Source organism: Mycobacterium angelicum, from assembly GCF_002086155.1.
GTDB classification, from domain to species: Bacteria; Actinomycetota; Actinomycetes; order Mycobacteriales; family Mycobacteriaceae; genus Mycobacterium; species Mycobacterium angelicum.
Genome location: NZ_MVHE01000072.1, coordinates 1 through 23,399, shown reverse-complemented (window position 1 = coordinate 23,399; position 23,399 = coordinate 1). Strand labels below are relative to the sequence as shown.

Genomic DNA, 23,399 nt, shown 5'->3' with positions numbered 1-23,399 from the left:
CGGGGCGGATACTTTTGTCTGGCCACCAGCGGATACTTTTACTTGGCCGTTGACACCCCAGCGATCTCCGATGGTTTCGCCGCACTCTGGGAGCGCGGGCGACTTGACCTCACCGTTGAAGCCCTTGTTGTCGAGCCGGCCTTCTCAGATCTATTCACCGACACCGAGATTGACATTGCGCGGCGGCGCCTTGAGCAGTTCGGTTTCGCACCTTGATATCGCCCTCGCGGGGACGTGGAACCCCGTCGAGGTACGAGGCAATATCTGTCAGACGGATCACTAGGCAGTGCTAGCCGCGATCCCACCCAGCAACCGCAGCGCCGCGCGTCGCGAAAGTTTGTCATGGAAGCGCCCATTGCGATAAGAACGAAGACATCCGTAGCATGATGTCTCTTCACCGCAGTCGCAGCTCATCACCCGTTTGACCGCGGCCTCCAATACGGCACCAATGTTTTCGGCGATCTTCTTCGCCGCACCAGCACCTCCTGGAACAGTGTCGAAGAGAACGACACTACGACGATGATCCGAGCTCCACGACAACGCGCCGTCAATGTCGTCGCGACTAATCTCAAGCGCGTAGGAGGCACCTTCAAGGATTGCGTACAGCGATGACAACCAGGTTGCATCCTGGTCGTGGTGGTACGAGACTCCGTCGAACGTGAACTCCGCTACGTCAGACTGGTATCGATGGCCTAGCGAAACCTTCTCGAGCGGGCCGTCGCAATCCTTGTTCGTATCAGGCTTCTGATGTTTCCGGCGGCGGCTGCCTCGTTCGGTAGCACGAGCCCACCCACACGACTCGCACATTTGGAATCCGTCACCGGTGCCTTCTGAGATCACCGCGAGCCACGCACGCACACCCGCGCGCGCTGTCACTTTCATCCCGTCGCGGCCGTGCCACGGATACAAGCCAACCTCGTCACCCGGAGTCTCGACGTAACTGCCCCCGTGCCAGAGGCGTTCGGGTGGTGCGCTGCCGACGTCACGGTTGTCGTTGGCCGCGATAAAACCGAATTCGGGGATGACTAGGGTTCCCGTTGACTTGAACGGGTCCCCGCAGCTGGGACACACATCGGTAGGGTTAAGATTGCTGCCGCGCTGGAATCGCTCGCACTGCTGGCATATTCGGTATTGATGATGTACCAACCCCTTGCCAGGACGCTTTTTCAAGCCTGCAGACGTCCAGACTTTACCTCCGGCCACCACCTCATTTCCCGGCGCATAGTCATAGATCGCCAGACTAAGATCTCGCGCGAGCTCGAGTTGCCGTCCTACTGGATCTGCCGCATTGAGCGTACTGAGCTCGACCGTATCGACGGGAAAACCATACTTGGGCAGGATGTTTCGATTGGCTAGATACCCGAGCAGTTCCCGCCCGGTGATGGTTCGTTTGGTATCATCCAGCCGCTTGCTCAGGCTGAACTGGCGTTCCCGTACTGCTTCTGTGATGCGTTCTTCGATGTCGTTGACATCTTCGATTAGTTCACTTTCCGCTGAGTCGAGCAGTCGGGCAAGCTCTTCGACCCAGGTACCGTCGGCAATGCCAATCTCCGCTTGAACAGTATGCGGAAGAGCCGTATGCAACGCCACCAATACGGATTCCGGGACTGGCGTTAGGAAGTCGCTTACGCGGCGCGCCGGTGAAGGCCCGCTATCCGGCGCCGGCGAGAAGAACTGCCCCGCGGTCTTCCACTTCTCTTCGCGCGCTTCGGAGCAATGTCGGAAATATGCTGCTAACGCGATCGAATGTGCATGGCGGCGGGCGATACGTGCGTTCTCGACCGGTACCCAGGGAATACGCATACGACCAGCGATCATTGAGGTTGGGTCCTGGTATTGCGCAAGGTCGTGCGCGGATCGGTTGGCGTAAGTGACAACCAGGGCCGCGGATTCCGCGCGGCGGCCGGCGCGACCCGCCCGCTGCACATAGTTAGCTGTCTTCGGTGGCATATTTCGCATGACGACAGACTGGAGATCACCAACATCTACACCTAGCTCGAACGTAGTTGAGCACGAAAGGACGTTGACTTTTCCGCTGACGAAGTCACGCTGAATTGCAGCCGCTGCCTTGGCATCCCATTGCGCGGTGTGCTCGCGGGCACTTAGCGGAGCGGTGTTCATAGTCTGGTACACAACGCGGTAGTGGTTGGGATCCTTCTCTGGAAGTGGCAATTCGAAGGGCTTGAGCATTCCTGTGCATCGACCATTTGGACACAGTCCTCGAATTGAGAACGCTGTCAATAGCCGGCACGTATCACATTGGTACCACTGGCAATCCGCGCCATTGGAGACACAGAGGCGAGTCTGATCCAGTTGGAAAACATGTCCGCCCAAGGCCCGGTCGGGCTCGGATGCCAGAAATCCAGCTCGTTCAAGCAGGTCCCAGCAGCCTTTGAGAACGCGTTCAGCAGGCGTGTCGTTGGATAGCGCATCAAGAACCTTACGCAGAAACGTTATCCGAGCATTCGTGGTGCCGGAGCCGCTTGGGTGCCAACTGATGATCTGCTTCGCCCGATCGGAGCCCGTCGAACGCATTCTCACCCGAGAGTTGCGCGGCGCAAATCGTTCGTTCTTGACGTCGACGCGGTCGAGGACCGTGATAGCGCCTTGTAAGCGCACGGTCTTGACCAGCTCGTTGAGCAGCATCCACCCCTCGTCCTCGCTTAGGCCGACTGAAGTAAATCCGCGCATTGACACTGGCGTATCCTGACGTAGCGCGACCCGCATAATCCCAAGGCCCTCAAGCGATTGGCGCGTCTCAAGAGTCATCAGTTCACCGGAGACCCATTGGTTCACCGCTTGCGTGATTTCAATGTTTCCCAAACTGTGAGCAAAGTGTCCGGCGGCTTGGGCCTTCTCTCTGGTCAGGATCGCCAAGTCGCGAAAGGTCAGGTCACCCTCCGCTGCAGCAGGATCGCGAAGTGCTTGCGTAATGTAACGACGTTCCAGCATCCGGGCGTATGTGTGATCAAGGTAGGGCGCCGCGAATGCTGCCGCCTGGCGTGAATCAGAAAACATCAGCAGCTTACGTCCACCACCCACCTGGTCGGCAGCGTCATCCACGGCTTCAGGAAGCTGTTGGTAGAGGGCCGTGGTGACGACAGCAGGTGCGGCGTTCACGTCGGTTCGGAGACGCCGGACGCCCTGCCGAGATTGCGTTCCGCATTCGGTGCAACGCGTCATTATCCGTTTCGGGCGCGGATGCTCCCGCACTAGAAGCATTTGCGCTCCATCGCAATTTGACCCAGGACAAACTGCGGCTCCGGTATTCGCTAGCAGACCACAACCGGTGCATAGCAGCCTGGTCGTCGGGCCCACCCCGCCCACCTTCACATCGTCCTCGGCCAGAGTCACCTCATCTTCGTCGACGACTACGTCGCCTTCCGCGTCGGCAAGAACGAGCCAATTGACTGAAGCGTCAGCCTTTTTGGCAGGAAAGAAGTACTTTTTTTGATCATCCAGTTGTCCCGCCAAGTGGACAGCTCCGCACCGCGTACAAGTCCCAAACTCAAACACCGCACGCCCGGTATCGGGGTCGACCTCGTGGCGGGACAAGAAGATCCGAGGTCCGTCGTCGTTGAAAGCGACGAACGCGCCCTCGGTCGCGCGGACAAATAGATGATACCGAGCCGAAAGGACTGGATGCCCAGCATCGTCCCGAACGCCGCTCCCCAGATCGACCAGCGCGTCAAGCTTTTCGCTTGAGCGCTCGTCGTCAGGCCACAGCCGATCTTGCAACTCCCGGACGTCAACGGGCCCGCTGGCCAGCGCATCCTTGAGCTCGATCAAGGACTGCTCGCTCGTGAGAGCTATTGCGAGGCCGACATCTGATGGAGCTACTTCAGTACGGTCGATCGTGCCGGTTCGTAGTGCCAACAACTGGTCATCAGTTAGACGCCAATTCGATTCCGGTAGATGCCTTTTGCGAACCGGCTCGATGAGGTCCTGCCTCGCAAAATCACCTTCGACGTACTCAAACTTAGCGTCAAACAGGTCGGTGGCGAACCCCATTGCTTCACGACGAGGGTCGCTACCGGCCGAACCCGTGAGCGAAGCGGAAGTAGCAACGCACTGGAGCGTTGATCGCGGTGCGACGCGCTGCTTTAAGCGGCGCATCAACAGTGCGACCTCTGAACCTTGGGCGCCGTCGTACACATGCGCTTCATCCATCACGATGAACCGCCACGTCCCGGCGTGGGGCCCGTCGAAGAGATCGATGTCGGCGGGCCGGAGAAGCAGATACTCCAACATCGCGTAGTTGGTCAGCAGCAAATGCGGCGGTCTGCTCCGCATCTCTTCCCGGCTCAGTAATTCATTGGGCAAACGGCGCTCCGCGACGTTACTTTGCTGGAATTCACTTTCAGCGGCGCGTACGTCCTTGAGGGTCTCGCCCGTGTAGCGACCAAACGTAATCTCCGGCAGTCCGGCAAGAACAGAGCGGAGCCGCTTGAGCTGGTCGTTAGCCAAGGCATTCATCGGGTAAAGCAGCAATGCTCGGACCCCGGGACCAAGTGTTCCGCGCGCCCGCTCTTGGAGTAATGCATTGATAATCGGTATTAAGAAGCTTTCGGTCTTACCCGACCCAGTTCCTGTGCTTATCACCAGGTTTCGTCCGGCAACAAATTTTCGGATCGCGGACTCCTGGTGTACATACAACCGCTGGTCGACTGAGAAGGACGGGGCGCCAACCCGGAGAAAATCTGGGTGAAGCACGCCCTGCTCAATAAGTTGCCGGCACGTGGCTCCGGTCTCATACGGCGGTGTCATTTCCAGAATCGGGCCTCGGGTCAGCAGGTTGGTCGCATCGATCTCGGCATCGAATGCAGCAGCAAGCCGCTCATTCCGCGGCGCCAGCAGCGTCTTAAGGTAGCGCTTGTAGCTGCCCTCGATCTGCTTTGAGGTTTCGAGGGGGTCGAGTCGATCAATCATTGGTCCACTCCGGTGAGATCACCACGACAGTCGTGCAACACAAGAGCCTCAGAGATCAGCAAATCATTGGCGACCATGGTTGGGCACATCTGTGCCATCACGGACCAGTCACCAAGCAACCCGGAATTTAGATACTGACCGCCTAGACGCCCGTGGGCTTCGAGTCTCGCGAGCAATGCCAGAGTTAGTGACTGAACGGACATCAGCATCCATGGGTGCTTTGAGACATCGATCTCCTTGACTCGATCGACGCGCATCGCGATGTTCTCGTACGCGAGCATCGACACTCGCTTAATCGGGCTTACGACGTACGAAGTCTGCTTGGCGAAGTTCGGAGACCACCCGCAGTCCGCCCATTCAGTTCGCCGGCCGAATGCCTCGTAGACAGCGGCACGCAGGGTATCTGGATGCAGCTGGGCACGGGGGACCATTTGGATTTCTCGTAGCTTCGATTCGACCTGATTACCGGGCACGCTACTAGTTGCGAAGACGCCGACGTCGAAGGAACCATCGTGGATGCCGGCGGACTGACCTCGCTTGAGCAACTGCATCAACGCGTCTCCCCCTCTGTCGCGCAAGTACGCGAGCGTCTCAGCACGCTCTGCACACACCTCATGGCGGCGCTGGTAAAGCGAAGGCAGATCGGCAAGTTCGACCATGCAGCCGAACCAAGGGTGTGAGTGCAGCTTGTTAAAGGTCTCTTCGGCCGAATAGCTGTGGTTGACGAGCTCACTGCGTATAAGCATGGCCATCTTATCGCCAGCAGGAATTATGCTGTCGCCCAGGCACTCAAGAGCCTTTCTTGGGTCGTCGGCCAGAAGCGCAATCAGTCCAGCGAACCGCTCCGCGTTGCCGTCACGATGAAGTTTTGCCAAAGCTGCCCATACTTCCGGAATCGCCCCTATCTCGATAGGCGCGCTCCGCAGCCCAACGAGGTAGCGAGATAGCTTCACTTGGGCGCTGGCACCGTCTTCGCGCCAGCCCAGTTGCTCGACACGAAATGCTTCGTCTCCCGGCACCGGTGGCGGATCGATCAAAACCCACGGATCATCAACAAAAAGCTGACATTTCAGCTCGCCGGCATCGACAAGATGGCGAGGAAGTACGGACGATCCGTGAACAACGGGCAGCGTTTCTGGGCCACGCCAGGGCGCGGTGCCGCTCCAGACATACACGGCCAAATCATCAACGGGTGCAGCATCTTTGAATTCCAGCGCGCCGTCGCATAGACATACATCGGAAGCAAGCCGACGTGGCTGGGCCAAGAGCACGGTGACTTCGACGTGTCCCAGATCCGTATATAAGGTTGCAACGATTCGTCCCCTGGGATGTCGACGAACAGTGTCGGCGAACTGCTGGGTCCGCGTTTCGAACACGTCCCCCAGGCGTCGTCGCGGGTTCCGGTCGATTTGCAGAAGGTCGCCCGCTGCTGAAATGTATCGGAAATCAACGGTTTTGATGCCCGGCGCGCGAATCGCCACAAATCGGGCGCGAGTGAAATCCTCTGGGTCACATGCGTCCGCAGTCATTCGCCACGCTGCAGGAGTTCCGACTTCACCGCTGCGGATTTCGACATGAGGAGGTTTGAGCAGCAGGGCCACCGAAGACTCGACACCGTTTAGCTGGACTTCGAGCTGCAGATCTCGGGGACTGAAGTTAATCGGGCCGCTTGGAGATGGCTCAACACCGGTGGACTCAAGGTTTCCAACGCATTTGGTGAGCCCTCCTGGCACAGGCACGCGAATTATCGTGTCGAAACTCGGCTCAACCCCCTCTGCGATGAACACGACACAGCGAGCATCCGCGCCAATGGGACCGGTAACCACAATCTCGAATAGCCCTAGCTGGGGCTCCTGGGTGTCATCGAACGGATCAATGCAAGTCTCAACCGCTTCCCCGGTCCGCGATTCGTCCGTTGTCCATTTGCTGTCGCCGAGCCGTCGAACTCGAACATTCCAGCGCGGAGCGGGTTCGGTCGGTGATGGTGGAAGCTTTACCCGTGGCCGCCGGCCGTGCACCGAACGACCATCAATCGAGAGGACACCGGCCACGGTGGGCCCGAGTTGGAAGCTAGGCCGGGCGTCCTTTCGTACCAATCGCCGAGTACCAACCGCCGCACCGTTTAGGCATAGTTGCAATGCGTTCACATCAGTCAGTTCGACGAATGCACTGCTCCAGCCCTGCCATCCGGCAGGGCGGCCGGCATCTCGACATTGGACAGGATTCAGCGTGTGGCCGTCGACCAGCTGATGGTCACTCGGAAAAACCGCCCACACGCAATCCTTCAAACCGTCGCGTCTTGGAATCCACCGACCAGCCGTATCGAATGTGAGTAGCGGATCAGACTTCAAGACGAGAGGAATCGCTGAACCGCACGAGCCATCTGCCTGAGAAATCACCGTTTCACGAACCGGCCCAGGCACTACCACTCTCGCCACTGACAACTGCGCATCCCCGCCCCATTTGCGAGCAGTCTGGACTTCCCGGACGTCGCCGTCGAATGACACTCGCCATGGCATCGCTGTACCAGCGGCGGGCGCTGGAAGCGTTAGGACGATCTCGTCATCATCGACGTTGTATGTGATCGCCGGGCTACTTGAGGTGTTCGTGGCACGTCGCTTGTGCGCATGCCTCACTGGATTTTCTCGCAACCTCGCGGTCAGCTCGTCAAGCAGCACGGTTGGCAGTCCAGTCGTTGATGCATCCAGATCGGCGTCGAACAATGTTGGGTTATCGGTTGTCGCTTCGACGAACTCGATGATCCGGTCAAGAATGTCCACGGCGAACTCTGCCCCATTTTGGAGAAAGTTCTGGACGGGCATGTCTAGCGATTGCGCACGATGCTCCTTACCTGGCTCTTCCAGCCACTCCATTACCGCGGCGCCCTTGGCAGGGCGGCCCTGGGTGATGTGATCGTTGATCAATGCGAGTAAGTCACCTAGACAGTGCACGGGTATTCCGGCGTGCAACGCAACCATCATCACGTATTTTCGTGCGCTCTCCCGCTCGATGTCGGGGAATCTCGCGAGGGAGAATTTTTCGAGCAATGGGACGACGCTTCTTCGGATTTCATTCTCGAAGTCGGCATCGCGCGACATGCCGAGCTCATCCCAGAAGCTTTCCCAATACGCACCGTGGTCGTAGGCAAGCGCTGCATGCCCGACCAGGATCATCAGCGTCAACGCAGGGTAGTGGCGAATGATTTTCTTGTGCGTCCAACCTTGTCTGACTAAGTGCGCCGCAACCGCACCATACTTGCTCTGAGCAGTCCTGACCTCGTCTGCCGTGAAGTCGGTTTCGATGACGAGATTCACGGGCTTCAGCCGTGTTCGCCATTCGAAATCCCTGTCGCTCATCCAATCTGTTAGAGACATGACTGTGGTCCTACCTTCAACTGCGATCTTCGAGAGACTTTAGGGCAGGCCTACGACAACCAGGCATTGCTGAACGCAATCCCCGATTGCGCTGTATCGCTGCTGACGCAATCTTCAGAACTTTCGCGAAGAACCGTACGCACTCGCCCTGGTAGGCGAGGCGATGATGATTCGCCATGGCAGATACATTCGAATACTTCTCACGCGAGCTCCAGATGACCGCGTGCCCCGCGCAGAGTATCGACTTCACTGATCAGCCAATAGCTCCCGAAGTTTGCCGATTACTGGAAGCCGGGGCCCGAACCCGCAACCCACGAATCATAAGTTGCGCCTAGGCAATGGTTTCAGCGGGCCCTGTTGACTTCATGCGACCAGCCAACAAGAGCCTCTTCTGGGCCGACGCAGCTGCCCGTACGGCAGCAGCACCCCACCCCCCGAGGGACCAACGACTACCCCACCAGTGCCCTTATGCCCTGGCCGCAACAGCCCTCCCCCAGACACGATCGACCGAGAAAGTCTGCGAGCGCCCTGCCCAGGACAGCGATCGAGACGCCGGATGGGAGCACTACCGTGACAAAGACCAAACCAATTCCGCCACTTGACCTTTCATGGCTGTTGATCGAGTCGCCGGCCGGTACCACCCATGTCGGCGCGATGCTGCTGTTCAAGAAGCCTAAAGGCCAGGAGCCCGTCGCCGAGATCGTGCAGACCTACCGAGACTGCACGCCCGAGCCGCCGTTCAACTATGTGCCGCAACTTCTGGTCCGCGGTGCGCCCCACTTCCGGGAGGTGGCCAGCTGGGACCCGCGCTACCACGTCGGGCACCTGTCGCTTCCGGCAAATGCCAACTACGACGACCTGCTGCGCCTGGTCGCCGATCTGCATGAGGCGCAACTGGATCGGCACCGGCCACTCTTTCGCTGCTGGGTCATCGACGGCCTTCCGGACGACATGTTCGCGATCTACACCAAGACCCATCACTCGATCATCGACGGCGAGTCGGGCCTCAAGCGGCTCTACGCCGGCCTGAGCACCACTGACCTCCCTGGCATTCCCAAACCCGCCTTCGCACTCGGCCTGCCAACACCCGAACCGCACCCGCACACGCCACTCATGGAAAAGGTCGCCGACTCGATCCGCGGGACGTTGACGCAGTTCAGCGCACTGAACCAGATCGCACTAGGCGCGCTGCGCAAGGTCCTCACCGGCCTACTCGGATCCCATCTCGAAGGCAGCCTGCCATTCGTCGCACAGCACGCGCCAACCAACGTCCCGTTAGAGATCGGGCGCCGATTCGCAACCCTTTCCCTCCCGCTGGCGGAGATGCGCGAGGTCGGCCACCACTTCGGGGCCACCCTCAACGACGTGGCGGCTGCCGTCATCGACGGCGGCCTGCACGCATACCTGCGCGCCACCGACCGCGAGTTCGCCCACCCGTTCATCGCGATGTGTCCGGTGTCGCTGCGCGCCGAAGACGACACGACGATCGGCACCCGGGTGACGGCGATGTTCGTGCGGCTCGGCGAGCCCCGTGCCAGCATGCCCGAGCGAATCCGCCAGGTGGTCGACTCGGTCGCCACCGCCAAGAAAGAGCTCGGCGGCATGTCCAAGGAAGCGGCATTGACGTACGCCGTCGGCCTCGTCGCGCTCGCGGGCCTGGGCGCCTCCACACACCTGGACCGCATCACGCATCCAGCGTGCAACCTGGTCATCTCCAACGTGGCGGGCGCCCAGGAGACGCGATACCTCAACGGCGCCCGCCTGCTTGGCATCTATCCGGTCTCGGCACTCGCCGCCTCGATCGGGCTCAACGCCACGCTGGCGTCCTACCATGACGACATGGATTTCGGCTTCGTCGCAAACGCCGCCGCGATCGACGACCCGACGTTGCTAGCCCAGCTGACCCTGGAGGCCTACGAGGAGCTGAAAGTAGCGGCGGAAATGCGGACGCCGGCCCGCGCGTCTTCCTGAAACTGAACGAACGAGAGTTATCCGGCCGACCGGCCCTTAGAACCGCGCCGTGCCCGGCTCGCGCCCACCAGCCGCGCCACCCCTTGTTCGATTCCGGTAGCGAGCGCCTGAATGTCGGGCGCGGTTTCGTAGTCAGCCGTGATGCCGAAGACGAAGCTGTCGGCATAGCTGACCATGGCAACCCCGGTGCGCAACTGCAGCGCGATCGGCGGGATGGGCAGCATCTCCAGCACCCGGCGGCCCATCAAGTGCTGTTGTCGTCGCGGACCGGGAACGTTGGTCGCCACGGCGACCACCGCCTTCTGCGGCAGACGACTCAGCAAGCGAACTCCCCACGCCGAGAAGGCAAATGGGACACTTTTGGCGGCTGCAGCCAACGCACTGCCGCCTTGGCGCTGACCGCTGCCTTTGGCCGTGACCAGCCGGCTGTGCACCAGCCGCAGCTGCTTCACCGGGTCCGGCTCATCCACGGGCAGTAACGGCAGCATCGCCGAGACTCGATTGTCGGTCTTGTTGAAGTGATTGGTGCCGCGCACCGAAACCGGAACCAGGGTGCGCAGCGAACTGTGCCCGGGCTGTTCGCCGCGGTTGAGCAGAACGCGTCGGTAGCTATCGGTAATCGCCGCCAGCGCAACGTCATTGAGCGTCACATCGAAGGCCTTCGCAACCTCATTGAGGTCGGCCAGCCGCACCCGCGCCGCATGATAGCGGCGCAACGTGGTGACAGGGCCGTGCAATGACGATTCCGGCGCCGGGTTCAACAGACTGGCCGTCAACTCGGCTGCACCCAGGGCGGCGTGCTCGGCGGCGACGGCTACGCCAAAAGCACTGCGCACCAACCCGCTAACCACGCTCACCGGGTTCAGGCTGAACTTGATCGGCAGCCCAAACCGGCGCTGCTGCGCGGCGCGAATGTCTGTCGCGTAGCTGCCGCCCCCGTCGTCGTCGCTGAACTTCGCCAACATCTGAGTGGTCGCGATGCCATCGGCAATGCAGTGATGCAGCTTGGTCAGCACCGCCCACCGGTCATCAGTCAACCCCTCGATGAAGAAGCAATCCCACAGCGGGCGTTCCCGGTCCAGCCGGCGCTCCATCACGGTCGCCACCATTTCGAACAGTTCGGCGTCCCCGCCCGGATGCGGTAGGGCGAGGCGGTGCAGGTGCCGGGAGATATCGAAGTGCGGATCCTCGACCCATTCGGGTGAGCCGAGATCGAGCGGATGAGTCCGCAACATCTGCCGGCACCGCGGAATCGACGACGCACGATCGGCGAACGACGCGACGAATTCCTGGTAGCTGGGCGCGGGCCCCTCCATGATCGACACCCCGCCGATCGCCAGGCTCACATGCGGATCAGCATCTTCGACCTCGAGAAAAGTCGCGTCGAGCGGCGTCAAGTGCTCCATTCCGCAACAGTGCGCGCTAAGCGCACCCGGCAGGCAGAGTCGGAAGTCATATCCTCGAGGGCCAAACGGTTTGTGCCACGCCGTCAGCCCGCGGCCCACTCCTTGGCCCGTTCGAGCTCGTCGAGTTTGAACAAAGCGATCTCGCCGGGAACCATCCACGCCAGCGCATGCAGCGTGTGGGTGACCCACTCCTTATCGGTCACAACCGCGATCCGCTTGAAGGCCGAATGATGCGCAAACAGCGCGCCGAACCCCAGCTTGAGGTCTTCGACCAACCCGCCGGGGCCGAAGCCCTCGTAGTCGGAAGCGATGACCTCGACAATCCTGACCTCGCCGGTTTTCAGCGCCTCCTCCATCGCCGGCTTGACCCCGCGCAGGTCGTCACCGAGCAACCGGCCAGAGACGCGGATGCCGGTCACACCCTGCGGCATGTCGGACAGCATTTCGATCATCGAGTTCCCCTTTCTCCTCGAAGAGCACGGTCCGCAATTTACGCGCGCGGCACGCGCTTCGGCCAGCTAGCTACAGTGAACCGCTGAGCGGCACGGTCGAAAGGTGAGGTTTTCATGAGCGACATTGCGGCGCGGTTCGCAGACATCGTCGGCAATGCCAACCTGCTGACCGGCGACGCCATCCCCGAAGACTATTCACACGATGAAGAACTCACGCACGAGCCACAGCAACCCGCCTACGTCGCCAAACCGCAGAGCGCCGAAGAAGTGGCCGAACTACTCAAGGTGGCCACCGACTACAAGGTGCCCGTCACCGCCCGCGGATCCGGCAGCGGCCTGTCCGGCGGCGCCCGGCCGCGCAAAGACGGGCTGCTGATCTCCTTCGAGCGGATGAACCGAGTCCTGGAGGTCGACACCACCAACCAAGTGGCCGTCGTGCAGCCCGGAGTGACGTTGACCGAACTGGACCACGCGACCCTCGATGCCGGGCTGAGCTACATGGTCCACCCGGGCGAGCTGTCCTCCAGCGTCGGCGGCAACGTCGGAACCAACGCCGGCGGCATGCGCGCGGTCAAATACGGCGTCGCCCGACACAACGTGCTTGGACTGCAGGCCGTGCTACCAACCGGCGAGATCATCCGGACCGGCGGCAAGATCGCCAAGGTATCCACCGGCTACGACCTGACCCAGCTCATCGTCGGCTCCGAAGGCACCCTGGCCCTGGCCACCGAGGTGATCGTCAAGTTGCATCCGCGCCTGGCCCACAGCGCCACCGTGCTCGCCCCGTTCGCCGACTTCGACCAGGTCATGGCGGCGGTGCCCAAGGTGCTGGCCGCCGGGCTGGTGCCCTACATCCTCGAGTACATCGACAACATGACGATGGCCGCACTCATCCACACCCAGAACCTCGAACTGGGAATCCCAGACCAGATCCGCGACAGCTGCCAGGCGTATCTCGTTGTGGCACTTGAGAACCGCACCGCAAGCCGGCTCGAAGAGGATGTGGAGACCACCGGCGAATTGCTCGCCGAGCTGGGCGCCGTCGACGCCTATGTGCTCGAAGGCGGCTCGGCGCGCAAGCTGATCGAGGCGCGCGAGAAGGCGTTCTGGACGCTCAAGGCCATCGGCGCCGACGACCTCATCGACACCGTCGTGCCGCGAGCGGCGATGCCGAAGTTCATTGCCGCCGCCCGCGGTTTGGCATCGGCGGCCGGTGGTGCCGCGGCCGGCTGCGGCCACGCCGGCGACGGCAATGTGCACCTGGCCATCATCTGCAAAGACCCGGACAAGAAGAAGCAGCTGATGACCGACATCTTCGCGCTGGCAATGGAATTGGGCGGAGCGATCTCCGGTGAGCACGGCCTCGGGCGCGCCAAGACCCCTTACTTCGTGGAACTGGAAGACCCGGCCAAGGTTGCGCTGATGCGCCGCATCAAGCAGAGCTTCGATCCCGCCGGGATCCTCAATCCCGATGTTGTCTTCGCCGCTCCCGACTGAAACTCAGTGTCCGCCTTTGTGTTTCTTGCCCGGATGATTCGGTGCAGGTGCTGGAGCCGGGGGCTCCGGGGAGCTGCTGGGTAAGGGCGTCGTTTCGACGACGGCGCTCGTCGGTGGTGGCATCGGCGTGGTGGTGGTCACGGGTGTCGGCGGCCCCGGGGACGACGAGTCCACCACGAGCAGAATGATCGCCAATATCAATGCGGCAAGGATTGCCGCCGCCCAGAGTTTGCGCCGTGGCCCTTCAGCCGACTCAAGTTCCGCGGCGGCCGGCGTGTAGGTCTGCACGGGCGGCAACGGCACTTCCATGATTCGAGTACCGTTGGAAGAGAAGGGAATTGGCCGATCATCAGGTCCGGAAAGCGTGCAGCGCATCGCATTGGCGTGAGCGAACCGCTGTTTTGGATCGCGCGCCATCGCGCGCTCGATGGCGGCCGCAAGACTCGGCGGCAGGTCCGGACGCAGCTTGGCAACCGGCGGCGGTGTCTCGTTCAAGATCGCCCGCGCCAGCGCGCCCAGCTCTTCCTGCGGGAACGGCCGCATCCCGGTCAGTGCCTCATAGCCGACCACGCCGACGGCATACAGGTCGTCGGCCTCATTCGCCGGTTTTGACGCCAACCGGTCCGGACTCAAATAGGCCATGCTGCCGATGATTTCGCCAACCTTGGTATATGCGGCGCCGGATGTCTTGGCGATGCCGAAATCGGCCAATTTCGGTTCGCCGTTGGCGGTGAACAAAATGTTGGCCGGCTTGACGTCGCGGTGGAGTATGCCGATGCTGTGCGCCTCGGCAAGGGCGCTCAATATTCCGTCGAGGATGCACTGCACGAACGGCGCGGGGAGCGGTCCTCGAGCGATGTGATCAGCCAGCGTCACCCCGGGCAATCGCTCCATCACGATGAACGGGAGCCCTTCGTGCTCGCCGACGTCGTGCACAACCACGACATGCGGGCCGGTCAGCTGCGCAGCCGCATGCGCCTCGGTTTCGAACCGCAGCCGGCTATCGGCCCTGGCACCACCTACCGGATAGAGCAGCTTGATCGCCACCGGGCGCCCCAACCGCAGGTCCCACCCGTCCCGTACCTCGGCCATCGCACCCCGGCCCAACACCCCGCCCAGTTCGTAGCGACCGTTGCCCAGAACGGATCCCGACGACGTCGGCACTCTGTCAGTGCACGGCTCGCGCCGACTCTGAGTGTCTTGAATGGTCGTGTGGATCGCCGCCTCTCGGAAGCTGATTGGGCCGTGCTTTGCCACATCGGTTATCCAACTTCTGTAAACCGAAACGTAAAAAGCCCCGGTTGTTGACTAAGAACCGGCCGAGGCGTATTGCAACACCGGCTCGGCGGAGTCGACGTGACCGTTGCTCATTATGGTCAGCCGCTCGGGCCGCACCTGATAGCGGACGCCGTTTGCCGGGTTGGTCACATCGAACCCACCCGAGTCGCGCACGGCGTTGGCGAGTTCGATGTTGGCGCCGTCGCGCAGCCGCTCGCCCCGGTAATAAAAGCTGCCGGGCCTGGCCTGACACACCACCGCGAGCGACTGGGCGGTTCGCATCACTGCCGCCGGCGGATTTCCCGGGTCGCAACGTGCCGAATGCCCGACGAATCCGAGTCCATCGGCGCCCTGCACGGGACGCGACAGCGACGGCATCATAGTCAGGGTACGGGCCGTAACCGGTGTCATCCGGGTTCTGGTGCACGATTTCCAACGGGCGAGTGTCAGTCGGTGACGGCCGCGCCCCTGATGAGGCCGCCGCGCGGGCCGCCGCGGCCAGCTCACCCGCCGAGGAAAACCTCTCCGCAGGGTCTCTAACGCGGCCGCATCGAAGAGATCTTCGCCGCCGGAGATCGCACCAACCGCGATGGTCTAGCGCCCGCTGGTCAACCGTTCCACATCGACTACCTCACCGCGGTTGATACTCACCCAATCGCGTCCATCGAGATACGGCCGCAGACTGCGGCCAATGAGCTCGGCGTCCGCCGGGGTCTTGGGCCGCTGCAGCTCGTAGACGTGCGGCAACGCGGCCATACCCGTGACGACATCCCATAGTTTCACGGCGGCGGGCCCCGTCGGCGGATCCACCAGCACCGGCCCAAACAGGCACTGCCCGTCCAGAAACAGCGTCGGCACGCCGAAGCCGGCCGCATCCACGACGCGCTGATGCTCGGTGCGCACCTCGTCATGAGTAGTCGAATCCGCAAGTGCCGCATCAAGAATCGCGCCATCGACACCGATATCGCCCAGCAGGCGGCGTGCCACCTCGGGATCGTGGGGCTTGCCGCCCAAGGTGTGCAGTTCGCGACCGATCGCGGCATACCACCGGTCGAGCAACGCCATATCCGTGCGGCGCAGCAGCGCGCCGATGCGCATCAGGGACCAGCCGTACGACCAGTCTCGCTCCCACGGGTGTTTCTTGCCCTCGACGCGATTGATCTCCTCCAGGCTGAAGAAGCGCCAATTGATCGTGATGCGCAACTGCTCGCGCACGTCCCTGATCCACAGCGACGTTTGATAGGCGAACGGGCACATCGGGTCGAAGTGAAAGTCCACGGTGGTGCTCATCAGGTTATTGTGCTCCCGCTCAGCGGTTAGGAAGCCGACTTGGGGCGCACCCCGGCGGCACGGCAGACGAAGACCGGGTCGACCGGGAGGGCGAGCTTCGTGGTGGGCAGCCTGGTCAGCACCTCGTCGGGAACCTTGCGTTTGTAGTTCAGACGATGCGGGCGGCCGGTGAAGGCGAACGCGCCGCGGTAGCGGGAAACCCCGGCGGCCGAATAGACGCCTGGCACATGACCGCTGAAGCGTTTGGTCACACCGACTTTGTCGGCGATGAATATGAAGCCCTCGGCGTCGAGTTGCTCGCGCAACTGAGCGGGGATGTTGCTAAATGTCGGCCAGCGCAGTCCCACTACTTGACCGTGACGTTCGCGGTGAACGTGCACGTCGGCGTGGGATCGCTGCCCACGATGCTGGCGTAGTCCGCAGAGATCGTTGTCGTCCCGGTCTTCAGCACGTTGAACGTCCACACCTCATTGCCGGGTGATCCCACCCGGTCGGTGTGTTCGTGCTGGTATTCATGGCTGTACTGCTTGAGGATCGCCGGATCCCCGATCTTCGGGTCAGCCGTCCAGCGGTACGGGGTGCTGTGATTGGACCCCAACGACACCTTGAGCGTGTCGCCGACCGACAGCGTGACGTCTCTGTTGATGGAACGCTGATTCAACACATCGTCCATCGACACTTCGATGGTTTTGTCCGCCGCGTGGCCTTTGCTGGAGCAACCGATCACCCCCACCCCGACCAGTGCGGTGAACATGGCGACGGCAACGATGAGCCTGGTCTTCACGGGGATCTAATATTCCACGTCCGCCAAGGAGATTGGAGGGGAACACGCGCTGCGGCCGACGCGTCGCGACTTTCCCCCGACCAGCAACATTTCTGCGCAGCTGTCCGGTAGCTTCTAGGCGTGTTTGGCATCATCCGGCCCTGCCGGCACCGGCTTGGCGGCGAACTGACCGCGGCCTGGCGAGCGCAATTGTGCGGCCTGTGCCTGGCACTGCGCGACGACTACGGGCAAACCGCGCGCATCGCCACGAATTACGACGGGCTGGTGGTCTCGCTGCTGGTCGAGGCGCAGTCGCAGGCACAGCCCGGTCGACGGACGGCTGGGCCGTGCCCGTTGCGCGGGATGAAACGCGCCGACGTGGCAACCGGTGAGTGCGTGCGACTGGCCGCCGTGGTGTCGTTGGCCCTTGCGGCAGCGCGGGTGCGCGATCACGTCGACGACCGCGACGGCCTGGTCGGTGCGGCCGGGGTGCGGCCCGCGGCCCGGCGCGTCGCCGAGCGTTGGGTGCGCCAGGGCACCGAAACCGGCCACAGCCTGGGGTTCGACACCGGCGTGCTGGTGGCGGCGATGGACCGTCAGAGCGCACTCGAATCCAGTGCGGGCCCGGGCACTTCGCTGCTGGCGATCACCGAGCCGACCGAGACGGCCGTCGCCGCGGCGTTCGCACACACCGCCGTGTTGGCCGGCCGCCCGGCCAATGAGGCACCGCTGCGCGAGGTGGGGCAACTGTTCGGGCGGGTGGCGCACCTTCTCGACGCGGTCGAGGACTACCACGACGATGTGGCCCACGGTAAGTGGAATCCGTTGGCCGCCACCGAAACTCCCATCGACGAAGTTCGTGCACTGTGCGACGACGCGGTGCTGGGCATCGAACTGGCACTGGACGACGTGGACTTCACCGACGGCCGTCTGCCCCACCGGCTGCTGACGCGTGAGGTGCGCCGTGCGGTTGCGCGCACTTTCACTGCCCGCGAAGGAACGCCGCACGGGCAGCAGGAAGGCATCAACTTCGGCACCCCGGCAATGGGCGCCTACCCCGGCGCTCCCGGCGAGATCCCAGCCGAGCCGCAACGCAAACAGGGATGCTGGAACACCTGCACCGACGCCTGCTGCTGTGACTGCGAGTGCGACTGCTGCTGCGACAGCTGCTGCGACGGTGATTGCTGTGACTGCGGCGACTGCTGCGACTGCTCGTAGCCGTGACCACAACCGCGTGCCGAACTCCGCGTACGGCAGGATGGTCGAGTGTTTGGGCTAGTCGTAATCGTTGCGCTGGTCGCCACCGTGGTCGTGGGCACGATCCTGGGCCGGCGCTATCGCGTTGGTCCCCCGGTCCTGCTGATCTTCCTGGGCGCGCTGCTGGGTCTGATCCCCCGGTTCGGCCACGTGGAAATCGACGGCGAAATCGTGCTGCTGCTGTTCCTGCCGGCCATCCTCTACTGGGAAAGCCTGAACACCAGCTTCCGCGAGATCCGCTGGAACATGCGCGTCATCGTGATGTTCAGCATCGGCCTGGTGATCGCCACCGCGGTAGCGGTGTCCTGGACCGCGCGGTCGCTCGGCATGGAGTCGCACGCCGCCGCGGTCCTCGGTGCCGTGCTCTCGCCCACCGACGCGGCCGCCGTGGCCGGTCTGGCCAAGAAGTTGCCCCGCCGTTCGCTCACCGTGTTACGCGGGGAGAGCCTCATCAACGACGGCACCGCGCTGGTGCTGTTCGGGGTGACGGTGTCGGTGGCGGTTGGCGGCGCTGCGGTCGGCCCGGCAGACCTGACCGGCCGGTTCATCCTGTCCTATCTCGGCGGCATCGCCGCCGGGCTGGCTGTCGGCGCGCTCGTGACCCTGATTCGCCGCCAGCTCGACGCGCCGCTGGAGGAAGGCGCACTGAGCCTGGTGACGCCGTTCGCGGCGTTCCTGCTCGCCGAAACCATGCATTGCAGCGGTGTGGTCGCAGTCCTGGTGTCGGCTCTGGTGCTCACCTACGTCGGGCCGAAGGTGATCCGCGCCCGTTCCCGGCTCGAGTCCTACGCATTCTGGGACATTTCGACATTCCTGATCAACGGCTCGCTGTGGGTGTTCGTCGGAGTCCAGCTTCCCGGTGCGCTGCAACACATTTCGGACGCCGACGGCGGCCTGCGCCGCGCCACGATCCTCGCCCTGGCCGTCACCGGTGTCGTCATCGCGACCCGGGCCATCTGGGTGGAACTCACCACCGTGCTGGGGCGGTTCGTGGACTGGTGTTTCAAAAAGCCCGGCCGTCCCGCCACCTTCCGTCAGCGCTGCGTGACCGGTTGGGCCGGATTCCGGGGCGCGGTATCGCTGGCCGCGGCGCTGGCCGTCCCATTGACCACGCGCAGCGGCGCGCCATTCCCTGACCGCAATCTGATCATCTTCGTGGTGTCAGTGGTCATTCTGGTCACCGTGCTGGTGCAGGGCAGCACCCTGCCGGCCGTCGTGCGCTGGGCGAGGATGCCCGAAGACGTCGCCCGGGCCGACGAATTGCACCTGGCCCGAACCCGCAGCGCCGAAGCCGCTCTCGAGGTCTTGCCCGAAGTCGCCGGCGAGCTCGAGGTGGGCCCGGAAGTACTCAAGCGGCTGACCAAGGAATACGAAGAACGCGCGGCTCTGGTCCACGAGAATGACGCCGACTCTGCCACAAACGATCTGGCCGAACGCAACGACCTGCTGCGGCGGGTACGGCTGGGTGTGCTCCAGCACCAGCGCAACGTCGTCACGACCTTGCGCAACCAGAACCTGATCGACGACATCGTGTTGCGCGAGTTGCAACGCGAGATGGATTTCGAGGAAGTGCAGCTGCTCGATCCGGCTGAAACCGAGGCTTACGAAGGTGGTTAGCGGCTGGTTAGCCCGTGCTGCACGGCAGGCGTTTGATGCCGTGAAAAAACGAGGACCGCAGCCGGTCGGGTGATCCAATTACCTTCAGGCCGGGCACGTTTGGATATAGTTCCTCCAGCATCACTTTGAGCTCTAGCCGGGCCAGCTGTGCACCCAGGCAGAAGTGCACTCCCCCGCCGCCGAACGCGGCGTGACCCGCATCGGGTCGTGTCACGTCGAACTCGTCGGCTCTATCGAACACGTCTTCGTCCCGGTTGGCCGAAAGATAGTGCATCAGCACCCAATCCCCGTTGGGGATGTGGCGGCCGCGGATCTCGACGCCGCGGGTTACCGTGCGGCGGAAGTGCATTACCGGTGTGGCCCATCGCAAGAGCTCTTCGACGGCGGGCTTGACCGCTTGGGGATCCGTTGCCAGCAGGGCTTGCTGTTGCGGGTGCTGCGATAACGCTAAAACGCCGTGGCTCAGCGTGTTTCGGGTGGTCTCGTTTCCGGCGATGGCCAGCAATAGGAAGAACTCGTTGAGCTGGTCGCGGTTGAGTTTTTCACCGTCGACTTCCGCGATGAGCAATGCCGAGAGGATGTCGTCGGTGAGCCCATGCTTGCGCCGGTGCTCGACCAGCTCGTTGCAGTAGCTGAACATTTCGGCGGCGGCCTGCCCGAGGGCCTGGGGTGTGGGCGCGTAGTCGGGGTCTTCGATGCCCAGGGTGCCGATGGCGTTGCTCCACCGGAAAACCTCCATGCGGTCCTCGGCGGGCACGCCCAGCACGTCGGCGATCACTTGCAGCGACAGCTCCGCGGAAATGTCTGTCACAGCGTCGAATTCGCCCTTTTCTCGGATATCGGCGACGATGTCGCGGGCGACTTGGCGAATCTTCGGTTCCAGTCGCTGCACGTTGCGCACGGTGAAACCCTGGTTGATGAGCTTGCGGAAGTGGATGTGACGCGGCGGATCGATGCCGGGCAACATCGCCGAGTTGGGCCCCGCCTCCGCCTCGACCAAGGTGTTTCCCTTGCCGCTGGTGAAGGTTTCGGTGTCGCGGCTGACCAATCGCACATCGGCGTGGCGGGTGAGCAGCCATACCCTGGGCAGTCCGGTGAGCTGTACGGGATGCACCGGCGAGTCGGCTCGCAACCGGGCCAGAGCCTCGAATGGCGCGCCGACGGTATAGGTGTCGGGGTTGAGCACCGTCGCGGCGTCGCGATCGGCCGGGGTGTCCTGGCTTTCGACGGTGATGGCACCCAGCATCGGCACGTTCATGAAGCCTTGATCCCTGCGATGATCACGTCGAGTCCGGCCCGAAATCTCGCGGCTTGACGTTTGCCACCGCGTGACTCTTCCAGGCCGACCGATCCCAGCAGGTAGGTGTAGAGCACCGTATGTGCGGCGTTGACAACGGGTTTGGTCAGATCGGCTTCGGCGAGCAATGAGCGGCTGAGCCGGTCCAGCCGCCGGGCGCATTCGCCGCCGCCACGGGTTTGCAAGACGTGCGCAATGCCGGGAACGCCGAGCATCACCTCACGGGCGGCGCAGTACAGCTCGATCAGCCGCACGTCCCAGGGGCCGGCTTCGGGAACCGGGATGCCGGCCAGTACCGACTCGGCGAGCAGGTCCAGAGCCGCTTGTTTGCCGGGTACGTGGTAGTAGACCGACGGCACGGCGGCGCCGAGTTCGGCGGCGAGCTCGCGCATCGTCACCTGCTGTACGCCGACCCGGCGGGCCAGGGTGTGCAGCGAGGACACCACCTGATCGCGGTCGAGTTCGCCGTAGCGGCGGCGCACCTCCGGCCTCATCCTGGCTTCATTCGAGCGTTGTTCGATTTAATTCGAGCACTGTTAGAATCTACCGCGATGACCAAGCTGTCGCTAGCCACGCCCGTGGTGACCATGTTCCCGTGGGCCAGCGCCGACTGGGAGAAAACCGCGTCGATCGAGCAGCTCGCCCAGATCGCTGAAGCCGCCGACCGGCTCGGCTATCACCACTTGACCTGCAGCGAGCACATTGCGCTGCCGGCCGCCGAGGGGGGCCAGCGCGGGACCCGCTATTGGGATCCGCTGGCCACTTTCGGGTACCTGGCCGCGCGCACGCAGCGAATCCGGTTGGCCACCAACGTGTTGGTGCTGGGCTATCACCATCCACTGGAGATCGCCAAGCGCTACGGAACCCTGGACACCGTAAGCAACGGCCGGCTCATCCTCGGGGTAGGCGTGGGGTCGCTCAAGGAAGAATTCGATCTCATCGGCGCCGACTTCGAGCACCGCGGGGTTCGGGGGGACGACGCGCTGCGGGCGCTGCGCGCCGCGCTGTCGGTTTCCGAGCCCGTGTACCACGGCGAGTTCTATTCGTTCAGCGACCTGGTCGTCGATCCGTGTGCGGTACAGGAGCGCGTGCCTATCTGGGTCGGTGGGCGCACCTTGCGCTCGCTGCGCCGCGCGGTAACCCTTGCCGACGGATGGGCGCCGTTTGCGGTGAGTTTGGCGCAAGCGCGAGAGTGGTTGGCCCGCTTCGAACTCAAGCCCGGATTTGAGGTCATTCTGGGACCGCCGGCGCCGCTGGATCCGATCAACGAACCGGAGCAGGCCCGCGATCTCGTCGGCCAGACCGCGGCCCATGGCGCCACCATCGTCAGCGCCTATTTCCGGCACAATTCACTTGAGCACTATTTGGATAATCTGCAGGCACTTGCGGAGCTGACGTAATGCGGGTCAAGGCAGGCATTTTCAGCCTCACCGCTCCCGCTGACCCCGACGACGCAGATCTCCCCACGCCACGGGATGTGGCGCGGGGAGATGTGCAACGCAACCGGGATTACGAGTTCGGTGCCGGGGCGGGAAGTCCACCGGGAGCCGGAGCCGGACTTGAGTTCGGCACCTCACCGGGACCCGCCGCGCCCGGAACGTTCGACGTCCAGATCAGAATGTCCTGGAATCCGTCGTTGTAGACGACGCCGTTCGGCGGCGCTCCCGTCACGTCGAAGTACAGCGTGCCCCGCGACTCGTTGCCCTGCGGGATAGGTGCCGGGTTAAGGCCGTTCGGGACCTGAACATTGTCGATCAGCTTGTACATCTGGCCGTTGGGGCCACGCGCGCTGAAGTTACGCACCAACGGGGTGACAGTGCCAGCGTCCGACCTAGCGACGATGTCTGCCTGGTAGAGCGTTCCTTTAGGGGTGTAGCCGGGAATCGTCACAGTGCTCTGCTGCAGATTGCTCACCGTGTAAGAGGTGATCATCGGCCCGTCGATCAGCTGTTCGGTTTCGCCGAATCCCTGGATGTTGGGCGGTGCGGCTGAAGCGGGTACTGCGGCAAAAAGGCTAGCCGCCGCTATTCCCGCGGCGCCGATGGCCGTCTTGACACTGGTCGCTGTGAACTTCACGATGCGCTCCTTTTGTTTTTCCGTGCTGTTCGAGCGGTCACCCAATGCACGGGCCAAACCGCAATAAAGTGCGCATAGCCATGCCACGGCAACCTCAAACGTGATGCCTTCGCAAAATGCCCTTGTCGGCGTAGCTAGGTTGTGTCCACGAGAGTGGTGTACGAGTCGGGCCCTGAGTTGATGGACCGGCGT

At 62.8% G+C, this 23,399-nt stretch carries 17 protein-coding genes and 1 pseudogene; 6 read left to right on the top strand and 12 right to left on the bottom strand.

The features are described 5' to 3' along the window. The coding region (locus tag BST12_RS24995) for a hypothetical protein (protein ID WP_139801910.1) at positions 1-216 on the top strand (216 nt) is incomplete at its 5' end. Positions 217-279: 63 nt separating this feature from the next. Here the strand turns inward: BST12_RS24995 and BST12_RS24990 are convergent. Both BST12_RS24990 and BST12_RS24985 read right to left on the bottom strand, forming a co-directional pair. Then, positions 280-4,929 (bottom strand): DEAD/DEAH box helicase, encoded by a 4,650-nt coding sequence (locus BST12_RS24990; RefSeq protein WP_083115923.1) that lies wholly within the window; start codon positions 4,927-4,929, stop codon positions 280-282. Further along, positions 4,926-8,285, bottom strand: a complete 3,360-nt coding sequence (locus BST12_RS24985; RefSeq protein ID WP_245850571.1) for a hypothetical protein — start codon at positions 8,283-8,285, stop codon at positions 4,926-4,928. The genes BST12_RS24990 and BST12_RS24985 overlap by 4 nt, the downstream gene beginning before the upstream one ends. Before the next feature lie 588 nt (positions 8,286-8,873). Between BST12_RS24985 and BST12_RS24980 the strand changes: the two genes are divergently transcribed. Continuing rightward, positions 8,874-10,274, top strand: a complete 1,401-nt coding sequence (locus tag BST12_RS24980) for a wax ester/triacylglycerol synthase family O-acyltransferase (RefSeq protein ID WP_245850569.1) — start codon at positions 8,874-8,876, stop codon at positions 10,272-10,274. Between the two features lie 17 nt (positions 10,275-10,291). On the opposite strand, the gene BST12_RS24975 is transcribed toward BST12_RS24980, so the two are convergent. Continuing rightward, positions 10,292-11,680 (bottom strand): WS/DGAT/MGAT family O-acyltransferase, encoded by a 1,389-nt coding sequence (locus BST12_RS24975; RefSeq protein ID WP_083115920.1) that lies wholly within the window; start codon positions 11,678-11,680, stop codon positions 10,292-10,294. Positions 11,681-11,763: 83 nt separating this feature from the next. After that, positions 11,764-12,132 (bottom strand): SpoIIAA family protein, encoded by a 369-nt coding sequence (locus BST12_RS24970; protein ID WP_083115919.1) that lies wholly within the window; start codon positions 12,130-12,132, stop codon positions 11,764-11,766. Positions 12,133-12,246: 114 nt separating this feature from the next. On the opposite strand from BST12_RS24970, the gene BST12_RS24965 reads away from it, so the two are divergent. Beyond that, complete coding sequence (locus BST12_RS24965) at positions 12,247-13,629, top strand: FAD-binding oxidoreductase (protein WP_083115918.1); 1,383 nt, start codon at positions 12,247-12,249, stop codon at positions 13,627-13,629. 3 nt (positions 13,630-13,632) lie between these two features. On the opposite strand, the gene BST12_RS24960 is transcribed toward BST12_RS24965, so the two are convergent. The 5 genes and pseudogenes from BST12_RS24960 to BST12_RS24940 form a co-directional block, all read right to left on the bottom strand. Next, the gene (locus tag BST12_RS24960; RefSeq protein WP_245850567.1) at positions 13,633-14,793 is read right to left on the bottom strand and encodes a serine/threonine-protein kinase; all 1,161 of its coding nucleotides are present in this window, start codon (positions 14,791-14,793) and stop codon (positions 13,633-13,635) included. Positions 14,794-14,937: 144 nt separating this feature from the next. Continuing rightward, a pseudogene (locus tag BST12_RS24955) lies at positions 14,938-15,288 on the bottom strand (serine/threonine protein kinase); the annotation flags it as partial. A 213-nt stretch (positions 15,289-15,501) separates the two neighbouring features. Next, on the bottom strand, positions 15,502-16,197 hold the full coding sequence (locus BST12_RS24950) for a mycothiol-dependent nitroreductase Rv2466c family protein (RefSeq protein ID WP_083115917.1): 696 nt from the start codon (positions 16,195-16,197) through the stop codon (positions 15,502-15,504). Between the two features lie 26 nt (positions 16,198-16,223). Continuing rightward, positions 16,224-16,544 carry a hypothetical protein gene (locus BST12_RS24945; protein ID WP_083115916.1) on the bottom strand — a complete coding sequence of 107 codons (321 nt, stop codon included), beginning with the start codon at positions 16,542-16,544 and terminating at the stop codon, positions 16,224-16,226. Further along, positions 16,544-16,981, bottom strand: a complete 438-nt coding sequence (locus BST12_RS24940; protein WP_139801909.1) for a protease inhibitor I42 family protein — start codon at positions 16,979-16,981, stop codon at positions 16,544-16,546. Before BST12_RS24940 ends, BST12_RS24945 begins: the two co-directional genes overlap by 1 nt. Positions 16,982-17,101: 120 nt before the next feature. Between BST12_RS24940 and BST12_RS24935 the strand changes: the two genes are divergently transcribed. Both BST12_RS24935 and BST12_RS24930 read left to right on the top strand, forming a co-directional pair. Next, positions 17,102-18,178: a DUF5685 family protein gene (locus tag BST12_RS24935; RefSeq protein ID WP_083115915.1), complete on the top strand. Its 1,077-nt coding sequence runs from the start codon at positions 17,102-17,104 to the stop codon at positions 18,176-18,178. Between the two features lie 48 nt (positions 18,179-18,226). Next, positions 18,227-19,834 carry a Na+/H+ antiporter gene (locus BST12_RS24930; protein ID WP_083115914.1) on the top strand — a complete coding sequence of 536 codons (1,608 nt, stop codon included), beginning with the start codon at positions 18,227-18,229 and terminating at the stop codon, positions 19,832-19,834. Between the two features lie 7 nt (positions 19,835-19,841). Here the strand turns inward: BST12_RS24930 and BST12_RS24925 are convergent, their stop codons facing one another. Further along, complete coding sequence (locus BST12_RS24925; protein WP_083115913.1) at positions 19,842-21,092, bottom strand: cytochrome P450; 1,251 nt, start codon at positions 21,090-21,092, stop codon at positions 19,842-19,844. Continuing rightward, complete coding sequence (locus BST12_RS24920; RefSeq protein WP_083115912.1) at positions 21,089-21,625, bottom strand: TetR family transcriptional regulator; 537 nt, start codon at positions 21,623-21,625, stop codon at positions 21,089-21,091. Before BST12_RS24920 ends, BST12_RS24925 begins: the two co-directional genes overlap by 4 nt. Positions 21,626-21,682: 57 nt before the next feature. On the opposite strand from BST12_RS24920, the gene BST12_RS24915 reads away from it, so the two are divergent. Continuing rightward, on the top strand, positions 21,683-22,531 hold the full coding sequence (locus tag BST12_RS24915; RefSeq protein ID WP_083115911.1) for an LLM class F420-dependent oxidoreductase: 849 nt from the start codon (positions 21,683-21,685) through the stop codon (positions 22,529-22,531). A 109-nt stretch (positions 22,532-22,640) separates the two neighbouring features. Here BST12_RS24915 and BST12_RS24910 read toward each other — a convergent pair whose 3' ends face one another. Then, a complete protein-coding gene (locus BST12_RS24910) occupies positions 22,641-23,207 on the bottom strand; it encodes an MPT63 family protein (RefSeq protein WP_083115924.1) in 567 nt (188 codons plus the stop codon). Positions 23,208-23,399 lie beyond the last annotated feature (192 nt).

Bases quoted from the DNA above. Each gene is read 5' to 3' on its own strand.
- BST12_RS24990 (WP_083115923.1), bottom strand. From the start codon at position 4,929: ATGATTGATCGACTCGACCCCCTCGAAACCTCAAAGCAGATCGAGGGC.
- BST12_RS24985 (WP_245850571.1), bottom strand. From the start codon at position 8,285: ATGAGCGACAGGGATTTCGAATGGCGAACACGGCTGAAGCCCGTGAAT.
- BST12_RS24975 (WP_083115920.1), bottom strand. From the start codon at position 11,680: ATGGAGCACTTGACGCCGCTCGACGCGACTTTTCTCGAGGTCGAAGAT.
- BST12_RS24970 (WP_083115919.1), bottom strand. From the start codon at position 12,132: ATGATCGAAATGCTGTCCGACATGCCGCAGGGTGTGACCGGCATCCGC.
- BST12_RS24965 (WP_083115918.1), top strand. From the start codon at position 12,247: ATGAGCGACATTGCGGCGCGGTTCGCAGACATCGTCGGCAATGCCAAC.
- BST12_RS24950 (WP_083115917.1), bottom strand. From the start codon at position 16,197: ATGAGCACCACCGTGGACTTTCACTTCGACCCGATGTGCCCGTTCGCC.
- BST12_RS24925 (WP_083115913.1), bottom strand. From the start codon at position 21,092: ATGAACGTGCCGATGCTGGGTGCCATCACCGTCGAAAGCCAGGACACC.
- BST12_RS24920 (WP_083115912.1), bottom strand. From the start codon at position 21,625: ATGAGGCCGGAGGTGCGCCGCCGCTACGGCGAACTCGACCGCGATCAG.
- BST12_RS24915 (WP_083115911.1), top strand. From the start codon at position 21,683: ATGACCAAGCTGTCGCTAGCCACGCCCGTGGTGACCATGTTCCCGTGG.